Raw genomic sequence first — 13,512 nt, forward strand, 5'->3', positions numbered from 1 at the left:
GTGGTGACCATCGCGTTGTACTCGTGGGTGAGGCGGCGGTAGGTGGTGGTGAGGAAGGCCAGGAGTACGACGACGAGCATGATGGTGCTGGCGATGACGAAGGTGAGGGCCAGGCCCCGGGAGTGACCTTCGCCGAGGAGCCAGGTGAGGGTGGGGTGGGTGCTGCCCGAGTTCATGAAGGGCACCACGAGGAAGTGGGCGACCGGGCCGATCGCGAAGGCGGCGACCGGGGTCGACGCGGACTCGATGCTGTGGGCGAAGCCGAAGATGCGGCCCTGGGTCTCGAACGGGACGACGCGCTGCAGGATCGTCTGCTCGGCGGCTTCCGCGAACGGGATGACCACCATGAAGCCGAGCATCCCCAGGACCAGCAGCGACTGCCACTCGCGGATCGCGACGGTCATGCCGATCACGGCGATCGCGACGTTCGCCAGCAGCAGGATCCGCAGCGGCGAGCGGCCCAGGCCGAAGCGGGCGACGATCGCACCGCCGGCGATGAAGCCGATGCTGGTGACGCCGAGGACGATGCCCCACGACTGGACCGGGAACAGGTTCAGACCGTACGGGTCCATCAGCGTCATGAACACCCCCATGATCAGGTTGTTGAAGGTGCTGAACAGGACCAGCGGCACCAGACCGGGAACGGCGCGCATCGTCCGCCACGAGCCCCGCAGGTCCAGGTGGCTCTGCCGGCCGGTGCGGTGCGGCCGGGCCTCGTCGATCCGGATCGCGAGCATCAGGTGCCCGAGCACGACGACCGTCAGTACGACGGCGATCGCGACCGTACCGCCCATGCCGAGGAAGCCGACCGACAGTCCGCTCAGGACGCTCGTCACCAGGTGCGCCAGGCCGTTGACCGTGCCGACCATCCCGTTGGCCTTGTCGCGCCGGTCCGCCGGGATCAGCAGCGTCACGGTCGTCGAGAGCGCGATGCTCCGCAGGCCGCCGGCGAGGCTGCCGACCAGCACGAGCGCCGCGAACACCCAGAACCACGGCCGGTTCCAGTCGGTGACCGGCACCGCCAGGTACACCAGCCCGGCCGCGGCGAACGCGACGCCGGTGACCGAGCTCGCGATGACCATCGCGGTCTTCTTGCGGTTGGCGTCCACGATCGCGCCGAAGACGGCGCCCATCAGCGCGCCGGCCAGCATCGAGGAGCCGGACACGATGGACGCGACCAGCACCGACTCGGTCACCAGGTAGACCCAGAACGCCAGCGCGAAGGACAAGAACGAGGTCGTCACGTTGGCGACGAGGGTGTTCACCAGCAACCGCTTGAAGGTGCTCATCGGGTGACTCCAGGGGTCGTGTCCGGGCTTTCACAGGTACGTCGGACCGGTCCCGCGAGATTTGACACCGTCGGCGGCACGAATTTCTGACCCTGGTTAAGGTGCGCTATGCCCTTGTTCTCGTTCGAAGGTAAGAGTCCGGCCGTGCACCCGGACGCGTGGATCGCGCCGACCGCGACGCTGGTGGGGGACGTCGTCGTGGAGGAAGGGGCGTCGATCTGGTACGGCGCCGTCGTGCGCGCCGACCTGGGCCGGATCACGATCCGGGCGGGCGCGAACATCCAGGACAACACCGTCATCCACGTCGGCAGCAACGGGTGTGAGATCGGCCCGAACGCGACCGTGGGCCACCAGTGCCTGGTGCACGACTGCACGATCGGCGAGCAGGCGCTGGTGGGCAACGGCGCGATCGTGCTCGACGGCGCGGTGGTGGGCGCGCGCAGCCTGGTGGCGGCCGGGTCGACGGTGACGCCCGGCGCCGAGATCCCGCCGGAGTCGGTCGCGATGGGCAGTCCGGCGAAGAAGATCGTCCCGCTCGAGGGCGTCGCCAAACTGTTCGTCGACCACAACGCCGCGGTCTACCACGACCTGGCGCGGCGGCATGCGGAGTCGGTCGAGCAACTCGGCTGAACGCAGCGGTCCCCGTGGCGAACTCTGCGAGTGCCCACTACGGGGATTCCGCTGGGCGGGCTGTCTGCTCAACCCGACAGTCCTCCGGTACCCAGGCCGGAGCGGGAGATTCTTGTAGGGCACGCCACACGACGACGAACGTGCCCTTTTGTTGCGATTGCAGAGCCGGGTCGTGGTGACGGACGATGCACCCCCGCTACACCATGACCAGCTCGACCGCTGACCGCCTAGGGTTGACCGGGTGCTCAAGACACTCGTCGGCTTCGGTGGCTTCGGTCTGTTCTGGGGTGCGTGGGGCGCGATCCTTCCCGCGGTGCGGAACGGCGCCGGCGTCGACGACGGTGAGCTGGGGATCGCGCTGCTGATGGTCGGGCTCGGCGCGCTGGCGACGATGCGTCTCACCGGCTACCTGATCGACCGGTACGGCGGTGTCGTGCTGCCGGTCGTGGTGGTGCTCTTCGGGGTCACCGGCGTACTGCCGGCGCTGGCCGGCTCGGCCGTCACCCTGAGCGCGGCGCTCTTCTTACTCGGGGCCACATCAGGGGCTACGGACGTGGCGATCAACGCGACCGGGTCTCACGCCGAGGCAGCCACCGGACGGCCGCTGATGAATCTTGCCCACGGTGTCTTCTCCGTCGCGGTCGTGGTCGCCAGCCTCGGTACGGCGGCACTGCGCACAGCCGGCGCGGACGCGTTCCTGGTGCTCGGTGGGGCCGGCGTGATCATCACCGTCGCGGGTCTCGCCGTACTCGCACCCGGCTCCCGGGAGAACCTCCGCGCCGCCAGAGAGCCGAAGGCCGAGCGCCGGATCGAGCCGGTCCTCCTGGTCTTCGGCGGACTCTGCGCGCTCGCCTACGTCGTCGAGAACGCGTGGCAGAGCTGGAGCGCCGTACACCTCGACACCTCCCTCTCCGCGGCGCCCGGGCTGGCCTCCAGTGCGCCCGCGGTGTTCGCCGCCGCGGCCGCGACCGGCCGGATCGCCGGCAACGCGCTGCTCAGGCGGCTCCGGCCGGTGCACCTCCTGGTCGCCGGCGGTCTGATCGCGGCCGCCGGCTCGATCACAGCCGCCACCGCCGGATCCGCGTGGCTCGCACTGATCGGGATCGGCGTCGCCGGCCTGGGGACGTCGGTCTGCGCGCCGACGATCATCGGCCTGGCCGGCGCCTGGGCCGGTCCCGCGCGCCGGGCCGGGGCCATCTCGACCGTGACCACGATCGCGTACCTGGGCTTCCTGCTCGGCCCGGCCGCGGTGGGTGCCGCCTCGTCCGCGTGGTCGTTGCCGGTCGCGCTCGGCGGCGTCGCCGTACTCGCGCTGGTGGTTGCGGCACTTGGTCCGGTCGCCGCCCGGCAGGTCGAGCGCGAGCCGGCCGGCTGAGCCTTTCGGTCCTGGTCGACGCGGTCGCGACCGACCCGATCGCCGTCTACGGTGGGCGGGAACCAGAGGGGAGACGTGATGACCGAGATCGCGAACACCGGTGCGGTGGTGGTGAACCGCGCCGACGGGCGGGACGACGGCGAGGAGTGGACCGAGAACTACGAGCAGTTGCCAGGTGGAGCCGGGGTCTCGCTGATCCTCGAGTCGACCACCAAGGAGGGCGTCGGTCCGCGCCTGCACCAGCACCCGTACGCCGAGACGTTCATCATCCGGCGTGGTTCGGCCACGTTCACCGTCGGCACCGAGCAGGTCGTCGGCCGGGCCGGCCAGATCCTCGTGGTCCCGGCGGAGACGGCGCACAAGTTCTCGACCGGTCCCGGCGGCTACGAGGCCGTACACATCCACGCCAACCCGACCTTCGAAACCACCTGGCTGGAGTAGTCGGCCGCAGGCGGGAGACGAGTTCCTCGAGGAGCTTGGGTCCGGTGCCGAAGCTGAGGCGGACGAAGCCGGTACCCGCCGTTCAGCTTGTCATCGCTGTACCCCGGGCACGGGTTCGCCAGGCGGGGTGAACGCGGCCAGCACCGTCGCGGTGATGTACTCGGCGGCGTGGTCGGGGCTGAGCCGGCCCGCGTTGATCTCGTCGGCCGCGCCGTGCATCACGCTGTGCATGGTGCCGACCAGCCAGGACGTCGGCAGGTCGGTCCGGAACACACCCTCCTTCCGGCCGCGCTCGATCAGCCGCTCGACCCGCTCCATCGGGTCGGCGTGCAACTCGCGGATCCGGCCCGGCGGCAGCGCGTCCTGCGCGGCGACCAGCAGTGAGCGGAACCGGTCGACCAGGTGCCAGCTGGACTCGATCAGCCGGCTCATCGCCGCGCGCGGGTCGCCGGTCAGGTCGACCTGCCCGAGTGCGGCCTCACCCCCCTCGATCGCGCGCACGAACACCGCGTCGATCAGGTCGGTGCGGGACGGGAAGTGGCCGTAGAGAGTGACCCGGCCGACCCCGGCGACCTTGGCGATCTCGCTGGTGCTCGCGGCCGGATCCCGGCTCAGGCACTCGGTCGCCGCGTCCACGATCGCGGCGATGCTGCGCTGCGCGTCGGCCCGCCTGGTCGTCGTTCCCGTCGGCTTCGCCGGCATCCACACCTCCCTTGTCGAACACCGCTGTACGAGTTACTGTAGCTGAAATAATTCGAACAGCGGTGTTCGAGATAACGAGTTCGTGAGGAGGGCCGGAGATGTCCGGACCGACGATGGAAGAACCTCCGGCCACCGCGGCCGACCCGCGGCGGTGGCGGATGCTCGGACTGCTCGCCGTCGCGCAGTTCATGCTGATCCTCGACGTCACCGTGGTGGCGATCGCGCTGCCGCACATCGGCACCGACCTGGGGCTGGAACGTGACACGCTGACCTGGGTGGTCAGCGCCTACACGCTGATGTTCGGCGGCCTGATGCTGCTCGGCGGCCGGGCGTCCGACCTGTTCGGCTCCCGCAAGGTGGTGCTGGCGGGTCTGCTGGTGTTCACCGCGGCCTCGCTGGTCACCGGTCTGGCCAACAGTGCCGAACTGCTGATCGGCGGCCGGATCGCCCAGGGTGTCGGCGCCGCGATGCTGTCGCCGGCCGCGCTCTCGACGGTGACCAAGACGTTCGACGGCGACGAGCGGAACAAGGCGCTCGGCATCTGGTCCGCGATCGGCGGCGGCGGGTCCGCGATCGGCGTACTGCTCGGTGGTGTGCTGACCGCCGGTCCGGGGTGGCAGTGGGTGTTCTACGTGAACGTGCCGATCGGCGTGATCGTGTTCGCGATCCTGCTCAAGCTGCTGCCTGCCGACCGTCCGGCCGAGAGCCAGGGCCGGCTCGACGTCCCGGGCGCGATCCTGGTGACGGCCGGTACCGGGACGGCGATCTACGCGCTGATCGACGCGGGCGACCGCGGCTGGCTGTCGGTCGCCACCCTCGGCACGCTGGCCGGTGCGGTCGTGCTCTACGCGGCGTTCGCCTGGCTGCAGAACGTCGTCCGCTCGCCGCTGATGGACCTGCGCATCCTGACCCGTCGCCCGGTGACCGCCGGGACGTTCCTGATCCTGGTGGCGACCGCGCTGATGATCGCGATCTTCTTCCTCGGGTCGTTCTACCTGCAGCACTACAAGGGGTACGGCGCTCTCCGGACCGGGCTGCTGTTCCTGCCGATCGCCGTCCTGACCATCATCGGCGCGCAGGTGTCCGGCCAGGTGATCGGCAAGGCCGGGGCCCGTCCGGTGGCGATGATCGGGCTGACGATCGCGGCGCTCGGTATCGCTGTCCCCGCCCTCTGGGAAGGTGCTGCCATGGTCGTGATCGGGACGAGTGTCGGCGCCGGCGGCATCGGTGCCGCGTTCGTCGCGGCCTCGACCACCACGTTCGCGCAGATCGACTACCGCGAGGCCGGGCTGGCGTCCGGGATCCTGAGCACCTTCCACGAGTTCGGTGCCTCGATCGGGGTCGCGGTCGTGTCGAGCATCGCGGCCGCCAGCCTGGCCGGGACGGTCAGCACGGGGTTCAGCCGCGGATTCACCTTCGCCGCCGTCACCGCCGCGGCCGCGGCGATTCTCGCGCTGGTCGTCGTACCGAGCGCCAAGCCTTCGACAGGAGCAGCAGCCCATGCCCACTGAGATCCGCCGTGCGGTCCCCGCGGACGCCGAGCTCGTCCGGACCATGCTGGTCGAGCTCGCCGACTACCAGGACCAGGCGCAGCACGTCACCGCCACCGTCGAGGACTGGCAGGGCTTCCTCGGCCGCAACGACGTGATCGTCCTGCTCGCCGAGGTCGACGGCGAGCCGGCCGGCTACGTCTCGTCCCTGCGCCGCCCCTACCTCTGGGTCGGCGGCGACCTGCTCGCCCTCGACGACCTGTACGTCCGCGAGCAGTACCGCTCCAGCGGCATCGGCCGCCTCCTGATGCTCGACCTGGCCCGGCACGCCCTCCCGGACCGCCTGACCATCAGCTGGGGCCTCCGCCTGGAAAACACGGCCGGCTACCGCTTCTACGACCGTCTGGGAGCCACCCTCAACACCAAGACTGCCGCCAGCTGGTCCCCCGAAACCTACGAGAAACTCCTGGCCGAATGAGAAGGTCCGGGGTGGGTGTCGAAAACGGGTCGGGTTGGTCGACGCAGGGGTGACAGCACCTCTGACCTCTGGAAGGACCTGGCCATGACCACCAATAATGTGACGATCCCGGCATCCACCCGTGTTTCGACCCGTGCGCTGCTGACCGGTGGGATCGTGGCCGGGCCGCTGTACGTGGCGGTCTGGCTGGGCCAGGCCTTCACCCGGGAGGCGTTCGACATCACCCGGCACCCGGCGAGCCTGCTGGCCAACGGTGGTCCGGGGTGGATCCAGACCGCGAACTTCGTGATCGCCGGGCTGCTGTCGATCGGGGCCGCGGCCGGACTGCGTCGTACGCTGACCGGCCGGGGGAGCAGGTGGGCGCCGCGGCTGCTCGGCGCGTACGGCGTCGGCCTGCTGCTCGCCGCGTTGTTCCCGGCCGACCCGGCGGCGGGCTTCCCGGCCGGTACGCCGGCCGACTACGCCGAGATCAGCGCCCGCGGCATGGGCCACTTCGTCGCCGGCACCGTCGGCTTCACCGGCCTGATCGCGGGTTGCCTGGTGGTCGCCGCGCACTACCGCAGCATCGGCCGGACCGCCTTCAGCCGGTACTCCGCCGCCACCGGCATCCTCTTCTTCGGCGCCTTCGCCGGTCTGAGCGCCGGCGCCGGCTCCCGCCCCACGATCATCGCCTTCGGCGTCGCCGTACTTCTCGGCTGGACCTGGATCGCCGCGGTGTGCGCCGACCAACACCGAAACGCCTGACCACGAGCTGCCCGCAGGACCAGCGGCGTTCGCGACGCTGGGGAGGATGCGCCCACCCACGGCGGAGTGCCACGGGTGTGGCGCGTCGTAGTCGCCCATCACCTGGTCGGGGACGAGCCTCTCCACCAACGACGACGACGCGCCCCAGGATGTGAGGTCACCTCACATCCGGCCGTTCTGTGTCGTCGGTCTGCGAAGCGTCGCACCACCCGGACAGCGTGCGTACGCCGGGCGGCGTACTCGTGATGCCGCCCGCCGGACGATGCGGGGAAGCAACGCCTCGGACGACGCTGAGAGCTGGTCCAGGAGAGGAGCACTGTGATGCTCGAGCCCAGACGCCGAAGTGTCCTCGGCGCGTTCGCCGGTGGGAGCGCCGGTCTGGTCGTTGGGTCCGCTTCCGCCGCCGCGACCGCAACCGGTCAGGGGTTGCGCGCCGTCGATCTGACGACCGATCACCTGAGCGATCCCCTCGGGATCGACAGCGTGACTCCGGTCTTCGGATGGCGTCTGACCGGGGACGGCGAGGACCGCACGCAGTCGGCGTACCGATCCGGGTCGCTCGCAGCACACCCGCGGGTGCCGCACCGGTGTGGGACTCCGGCTGGGTCGCGTCCACTGCCCAGACCGGACGGCAGTACGGCGGCACAGCCCTCCGCTCGCGGACCCGCTACCACTGGTCGGTGCAGGTGCGCGACGAGAATGGCCGGCCCGGACCGGTGAGCGACGCAGCCGTCTTCGAAACCGCCTACGTAGAGTCCGTCAAGATACGTTGAGCTTGCTGCAGTTCGACAGGACGTATGCGCCTACTGCCGGCGACGCACGCCTGAGCAGATCAGCAATCCGGCTCGATCGCCGGACACCTCCTGTCGAACTGCACACATCGGCCCGGATCCCATCAGGTCTCGGAGCATCGGCGCAGGCATCGAACCGTGGAACCGGGATGGGCCCACTTCAGACTCCAGCCTCGGGTCACCGGTCAGTTGCCCGGCGCAGCGATCGAACTGGACACCGTCCGCGGACGAATCAAAGCGTCGTGGCGACGGCACGGCAACGTGGTCTCGATCGACGTCACCGTGCCGGTCAACACGACCGCCGAGGTCGTCCTTCCCGACGGTGCCCGCCACACGGTCGGCTCCGGGGAGCGGCGCTTCCGGGCCCGCGCTAAGGCAGCGTCCACCTTTGGTTGATCGCGGTGTGGCAGGTGTAGAGGATCAGCCGCGTACCGTTCGCGCTGGAGGCGCCAGTGGCATCCAGGCATTGGCCCGACCGGACGTTCAGCAGAGTGCCGTTCGTGCGAGGCAACCACTTCTGGCCTTCGCTGCCGTCACACGTCCACAGCACGGCCGGTGTGCGGATCGCCGTACCCCGGGCGTCGAGGCACTTCCCGAGCGACCGCACGGTACCGTCCTCGAACTGGGTCCACTGCTGGTTCGGATTGCCGTGGCAGGTGTACAGCGTGATCGGCGTACCGTCGGCCGAGCTCGCCTTGTAGATGTCGACGCACTTGCCGGCGATCCCGGTGATGTGACCGGTGTCCTGGAACACCCCGAACTCCCACAGCGAGTAGTAGCTGCCGGGAAGACCGCGAGCTGTCGCGGTGACCCGGACGTACCTCGCGTAGTTCGGGGTGAACACCAGATTGTCGGTGAGACCGTCCCCGGTGGTCGTGGCGTACACGGTCTTCCACGTCCGCCCGCTGGTCGACACCTGCACCTGATAGGCCTTGCCGTATGACGATCCGAGCCAGTTGAGCAGCACCCGGTTGACCACTGTGATCGAACCCAGATCGACGCGGATCCACTGTGGATCACTCCGGGCGCTCGACCAGGCCGTCGACATCGAGCCGTCCACGGCCTTCGGTCCTTCACGACCCGCGGTGTAGACGCTCGAGACCGCGACCGGACGGTTGCGCGCCAGGTTCCGCTTCGGGATGTACGACGCCGTGTACGTCGTCGGCGTGGCCGGCGCGACGAAGTTGTGGGTGCGCGCCCCGCCGTCCGACCAGGACGCGAACCGGTACAGGTTGTTCGCGGACTGCTGCAGCAGGTCGGCGGACAGTGAGCCGTTCGACCCGATGATCGCCGTACTGGTGCTCGGTGTGGTCACGGCCTTCGAGAAGTAGGTGAGCCTCAGCCCGGACGGGCTGGTCGCGAACGTCAGCCCGACGGTCTTCGGGTCGAGCCGCAGACTCTTCACGTCGGTCAGCCCGGCGGAGTCCTTCGCCGTCAACCGGAGCTCGAGGTACGACGGATACTCGTGGTCGGGCGCGGTGAACGTGCCGGTGGCACCGGTCATCGTGGTGATCTGGTGCGCGTGGCAGTCGCTCGGGCAGTGGTGCATGATCAACGCCCACGTCAGCGCCGATCCGGGCAAGGTGCCTTGTTCGGGGTCGGTCGCCGTACCGGCGAAGCTGATGGTGTCGCCGACCTTCCACGTCGTCGCGGGTGTGGGCGCGGTGATGGTCGCGGTCGGTGGACCGTTGGCGACGTCGATCTCGGTCGACGCGGTGCCGACTCCGCCGTGTCCGTCTGTCACCCGGAGCCTGACGGTGACGACCCGGCTGCCCGAGTAGGTGTACTGGGCGGTGGCCGCGGTCGAGTCGTCGTACTGGCCGTCGCCGTCCAGGTCCCACGCGTACGTCAGCGGGTGACCGTCGGCGTCGTCGGAGGCAGTGCCGTCGAAGGTCACGGTCAGCGGGCTCGGACCGCTCGTCGGGTCGGCGTCGATGATCGCGGTCGGCGGATTGTTGGTGCCGTTGTAGACGTAGCGCAACAGCCGGCCGTTGTCGTAGTCGACGGCGAAGATGTCCCCGCCGGGCCCGGTCTGCAGTCTGGTCGTCCCGTTGCCGGACGCGAAGGTGACGAGCTCGGACGCACTGGGCAGACCGTTGCCGCCGGGCAGCATCGCCCAGATGCACTTGCGGCTGTAGTCCGCGAAGAACAGGGCGCCGTCGTACTCCGGTGGGTAGTTTCCCTCCTCGTAGAAGGACATTCCGCTGAGCGACGAGCTGCCGGTGCCGCAGCTCTCACCGGCGACCACCTGCTCGGAGCGCTTGTAGGCGAAGTACGGCGACGCGACCGCGTCCGGACCGGCGGCGTAGAGGTTCTCGCAGATGTTGAGGTCGATCCCGTCGTAGCCGCCTTGTCTGGCGTTGCCCTCGTAGCAGGGCCAGCCGAAGTTCGTCACGCCCGCGGTCGGACTGACGATGCGGTTGATCTCCTCCGACGCACTCCAGCCGACGTCGCCGATCCAGAGTTCGCTGGTGCCCGGCCGGAAGTCGAACCGCATCGGGTTGCGCAGACCGTGCGCGACGATCCGGCGGGCGTTGAGGTCCGGGCTGCTCAGCAGCGGATTGCCGGGCGCGGCCAGCCCGGTGTCGGGGTGGACGCGGATGATCGAACCGTCGAGGGTCGTGGGATCACCACTCGTCCGGAGGTCCTGGGCTCGCAGCGCACCGCCTTCGGCCGACGGCGGCGTGAGTGCGGTGCCGGTCGGTGACGGCGGATCGCCACATGGGTTGTCCGGCGTGAGGTCCGAGGACGTCAGGCCGTCCTGGCCGTAGTCGGCGTAGTTGAAGCTGGCGCCGTCGCCGCCACCGGCGTAGAGCATGCCGTCCGGACCGAACTCGATCGAGCCGATCGAGTGACTCGGGAACACCTGACACCAGTCCTCGACCAGCACCTGTTCGGCGACCGCCGTACCGCTGGGAGTGAGCACCGACAACCGGGCACTGACCTGGCAGCCATCGCCTGTCGGCCCTGGGGGCGACGGGCAGGGATCGCTGGTGCCACCGACGGTTCCCCACTTCGGTGCGGTGCCACCGACGAGTGCGTCGTACGTGTAGAGGACGTAGACGCGCGGATCGGCGGGGAAGCCGGGATGCAGAGCGAGCCCGAGCAGGCCGCGATCCCAGTAGTTGTGGACCTTCGTGCGCAAGTCCGCGAAGACACCCGGCGTGCTGTCGTCGAGTGAGTCGAACACCTTGATCAGGCCGCTCTTCTCCGCGACGAAGACCCGTCCGTCGTCGGCGAACGCGACGTTGGTCGGGTTCGTCAGCCCGGTGAAAACGACCTGCTCACTGAAACCACCCGGTACGACCGCAGCCTGTGCCGGCCCGGTGGCGAGCAGCGGTGCCAGTAGCAGGACGCACAGTACGGCCAGCAGTCTCTTGACGGAATACAGCATGGTCCCCCCAGGCAAGCCTCGATCCCGGGCCCCACTCCCGGCAAGTGCTCGAGGTGCCCGACAGCATGCGGCACGGAAGCGCGTGCGGGCAAGAGCGTGTTGGAAACGGTGACCAGGAAGAGCTCCGAATCGGATCGACTGTGTTCGAACGTGTACGGACCGTTGAAGTCGACGGCTCAGCGCAGCACGCTGGGCGCACGTTTTCGCCCTGCGTGAGGAGACAGTCACGATGTTGCGATCAACCCTTGTGGCGTTGACGGTGCTGGCGGCCGCGGCTGTCGGCGTCACCCCCGCCGCGGCCGCCGAACCCTCCGAGTCCTTCCGACCCGGCCAGCCGTGGCTGGACACGAACGGCCAGGTGATCCAGGCCCACGGCGGCCAGGTCGTGCCGTCGACCGACCACCGCGGCCGGCGCATCTACTACTGGTACGGCGAGGACCGCAGCAACGGGTACTTCGACAGTCCCGGGGTGCACGCCTACTCGTCGTACGACCTCTACAACTGGAAGGACGAAGGGCTCGCGCTGCGGGCGATGAGCTCGCAGGACCAGTTCGAGAACGACAAGTACTTCGCCAAGCTCTACGGGCACTACACCGCCGCTCAGAAAGAGATCGTCTGGCGCGACCTGTCGACCAACAGCGTGCGCACCGACGGCTGGGCGCGGCCGTCGATCCTCGAGCGCCCGAAGGTGATCTACGACCGGGCCACCCGGAAGTGGATCATGTGGGTGCACTCCGACGGTCCAGCGTCCCCGACCGGTACGTCGACGTACGCGCGGGCCGAGGCCGGCGTGGCGATCGCGGACTCGCCGACCGGCCCGTTCCGCTGGATCGACTCCTATCGGCTCAACCGGGTGCCGAGCGACTCGGTGCCGTGGTGCGGTACGTCGCCCGCGTTCGACCCGGCCGGCGGGATGGCGCGGGACATGAACCTGTTCGTGGACGACGACGGCACGGCGTACATCATCTACTCGTCCGAGGAGAACCGGACGATGTACATCTCCAAGCTGAACGAGGACTACACGTACCTGTCCGCCGCGCCGGAGAACGCCCTTCAGGGCAAGGACTTCGTCCGGACGCTGCCGTGCAACCAGCGGGAGGCGCCGGCGATGTTCAAGGCCGAGGGCACGTACTACCTGGTGACGTCGGGAGCCACGGGCTGGGACCCGAACCCGGCGCGGTACGCGACCTCGCAGAACATCCTCGGCCAGTTCACCGATCGCGGGAACCCGGTCTCCGGGGACGGTGCCGCGACCACCTACCGGTCGCAGAGCACGAACGTGATCCCGGTCGACCGCAAGCACAACAAGTTCGTCTTCATGGGGGACCGGTGGACCCCGAGCGACCTGGCGAACGCGCCGTACGTCTGGATGCCGATGAGCTTCGGCGAGGGCGGTAGCCTCACCATCGGTCCGGATCAGGAGTGGACGCTGAAGGACCTCGAGTCCTACACCCGCTGGACGGTCACGTCGCCCGTTCCGGACCACGTGTGGCTCGGCGACACGAGCAGTCTGCCTGCGCAGGTCACCGTGACGACTGCTCGCGGTTCGGAGCAGGTCGCCGTCAGTTGGGACGCCGCGAGTGTCGCGCAGCCCGGCCCTGCCCAGTTGCGCGGCACGCTGTCGGACGGCCGAACGTTCACGCGTTCCGTCGTCGTCATCCCGCACGGCCTGCGGTATGCCGTCAACGCGGGCGGCGCCGCCACCCCGGACTGGACGCGCGTGAGTGAGGTGGCGGCGCCGCTGCTCAACTCGACGCCCGAGCGACCGCTGGGCACCGACCCCGCGACCGGCACGACCTGGGGCTACACCGGGGCCAGCGCACCGTCGGGCACCGGTGATCTCTACACCACGTTGCGTTACGCGAAGAACCACGAGCCGCTCGTCTACACCTTCGGCGGACTCGAACCCGGTACCTACACCGTGCACGCCGGCTACTACGACCCGTGGCCGTGGGCCAACCGGGCCGCCTCGGTCGCGGTCAACGGAAGCGTGGTCGACGCCCAGCGCCTCTTCACCGCCACTCCGGCGGCGGCGGCGTACTCCGGTGTGGTCGGCGAGGACGGAAAACTCACCGTCACCATCACCCCGACCCGCTCCCCGGACATCCAGGTCAGCTGGCTGATGGTCGCGAAGAGTTAGCTGGTGGGTTCCCCGGGACGCTCCCCGAGCGGGCGACT

Annotated in this window: 11 protein-coding genes and 1 pseudogene; 9 read left to right on the forward strand and 3 right to left on the reverse strand. The window is 69.4% G+C overall.

The window, feature by feature from the left end:
• On the reverse strand, window positions 1-1,289 hold a 1,289-nt coding region (locus E1218_RS17695; protein ID WP_132321470.1), incomplete at its 3' end, for an MFS transporter.
• A 108-nt stretch (window positions 1,290-1,397) separates the two neighbouring features.
• Between E1218_RS17695 and E1218_RS17700 the strand changes: the two genes are divergently transcribed.
• From E1218_RS17700 to E1218_RS17710, 3 genes are all read left to right on the forward strand, one after another.
• Window positions 1,398-1,919, forward strand: coding sequence for a gamma carbonic anhydrase family protein (locus E1218_RS17700; protein WP_132321472.1), 522 nt, complete (start codon window positions 1,398-1,400; stop codon window positions 1,917-1,919).
• Between the two features lie 241 nt (window positions 1,920-2,160).
• Window positions 2,161-3,294: an MFS transporter gene (locus tag E1218_RS17705; protein WP_132321474.1), complete on the forward strand. Its 1,134-nt coding sequence runs from the start codon at window positions 2,161-2,163 to the stop codon at window positions 3,292-3,294.
• 78 nt (window positions 3,295-3,372) lie between these two features.
• Window positions 3,373-3,735 (forward strand): cupin domain-containing protein, encoded by a 363-nt coding sequence (locus tag E1218_RS17710; RefSeq protein WP_132321476.1) that lies wholly within the window; start codon window positions 3,373-3,375, stop codon window positions 3,733-3,735.
• 90 nt (window positions 3,736-3,825) lie between these two features.
• Here the strand turns inward: E1218_RS17710 and E1218_RS17715 are convergent, their stop codons facing one another.
• Window positions 3,826-4,437, reverse strand: a complete 612-nt coding sequence (locus tag E1218_RS17715; protein ID WP_132321478.1) for a TetR/AcrR family transcriptional regulator — start codon at window positions 4,435-4,437, stop codon at window positions 3,826-3,828.
• Between the two features lie 98 nt (window positions 4,438-4,535).
• Between E1218_RS17715 and E1218_RS17720 the strand changes: the two genes are divergently transcribed.
• The 5 genes and pseudogenes from E1218_RS17720 to E1218_RS17735 all read left to right on the forward strand — a co-directional run bounded on the left by E1218_RS17720 (window position 4,536) and on the right by E1218_RS17735 (window position 8,336).
• A complete protein-coding gene (locus E1218_RS17720; protein ID WP_132321480.1) occupies window positions 4,536-5,948 on the forward strand; it encodes an MFS transporter in 1,413 nt (470 codons plus the stop codon).
• Window positions 5,938-6,405, forward strand: a complete 468-nt coding sequence (locus E1218_RS17725) for a GNAT family N-acetyltransferase (RefSeq protein WP_132321482.1) — start codon at window positions 5,938-5,940, stop codon at window positions 6,403-6,405. The genes E1218_RS17720 and E1218_RS17725 overlap by 11 nt, the downstream gene beginning before the upstream one ends.
• 84 nt (window positions 6,406-6,489) lie before the next feature.
• Window positions 6,490-7,149, forward strand: coding sequence for a DUF998 domain-containing protein (locus E1218_RS17730; RefSeq protein WP_132321484.1), 660 nt, complete (start codon window positions 6,490-6,492; stop codon window positions 7,147-7,149).
• A 321-nt stretch (window positions 7,150-7,470) separates the two neighbouring features.
• Window positions 7,471-7,922: pseudogene (locus tag E1218_RS38400) on the forward strand (glycoside hydrolase family 78 protein).
• Window positions 7,923-8,078: 156 nt separating this feature from the next.
• Window positions 8,079-8,336, forward strand: a complete 258-nt coding sequence (locus E1218_RS17735) for an alpha-L-rhamnosidase C-terminal domain-containing protein (RefSeq protein ID WP_233712292.1) — start codon at window positions 8,079-8,081, stop codon at window positions 8,334-8,336.
• Here E1218_RS17735 and E1218_RS17740 read toward each other — a convergent pair.
• Window positions 8,311-11,334 carry a ricin-type beta-trefoil lectin domain protein gene (locus E1218_RS17740; RefSeq protein ID WP_132321488.1) on the reverse strand — a complete coding sequence of 1,008 codons (3,024 nt, stop codon included), beginning with the start codon at window positions 11,332-11,334 and terminating at the stop codon, window positions 8,311-8,313. The two genes, E1218_RS17735 and E1218_RS17740, sit on opposite strands and share 26 nt — an antisense overlap.
• A gap of 229 nt (window positions 11,335-11,563) precedes the next feature.
• Here E1218_RS17740 and E1218_RS17745 point away from each other — a divergent pair, with 229 nt between their 5' ends.
• The gene (locus tag E1218_RS17745) at window positions 11,564-13,474 is read left to right on the forward strand and encodes a glycoside hydrolase family 43 protein (protein WP_132321490.1); all 1,911 of its coding nucleotides are present in this window, start codon (window positions 11,564-11,566) and stop codon (window positions 13,472-13,474) included.
• Window positions 13,475-13,512 lie beyond the last annotated feature (38 nt).

Source organism: Kribbella turkmenica (assembly GCF_004348725.1).
In the GTDB taxonomy this organism is placed as follows: domain Bacteria; phylum Actinomycetota; class Actinomycetes; order Propionibacteriales; family Kribbellaceae; genus Kribbella; species Kribbella turkmenica.

Excerpts from the sequence above, each read along its gene's own strand:
- E1218_RS17740 (WP_132321488.1), bottom strand. The coding sequence starts at position 11,334 with ATGCTGTATTCCGTCAAGAGACTGCTGGCCGTACTGTGCGTCCTGCTA.
- E1218_RS17720 (WP_132321480.1), top strand. The coding sequence starts at position 4,536 with ATGTCCGGACCGACGATGGAAGAACCTCCGGCCACCGCGGCCGACCCG.
- E1218_RS17710 (WP_132321476.1), top strand. The coding sequence starts at position 3,373 with ATGACCGAGATCGCGAACACCGGTGCGGTGGTGGTGAACCGCGCCGAC.
- E1218_RS17745 (WP_132321490.1), top strand. The coding sequence starts at position 11,564 with ATGTTGCGATCAACCCTTGTGGCGTTGACGGTGCTGGCGGCCGCGGCT.
- E1218_RS17725 (WP_132321482.1), top strand. The coding sequence starts at position 5,938 with ATGCCCACTGAGATCCGCCGTGCGGTCCCCGCGGACGCCGAGCTCGTC.
- E1218_RS17700 (WP_132321472.1), top strand. The coding sequence starts at position 1,398 with ATGCCCTTGTTCTCGTTCGAAGGTAAGAGTCCGGCCGTGCACCCGGAC.
- E1218_RS17715 (WP_132321478.1), bottom strand. The coding sequence starts at position 4,437 with ATGCCGGCGAAGCCGACGGGAACGACGACCAGGCGGGCCGACGCGCAG.
- E1218_RS17730 (WP_132321484.1), top strand. The coding sequence starts at position 6,490 with ATGACCACCAATAATGTGACGATCCCGGCATCCACCCGTGTTTCGACC.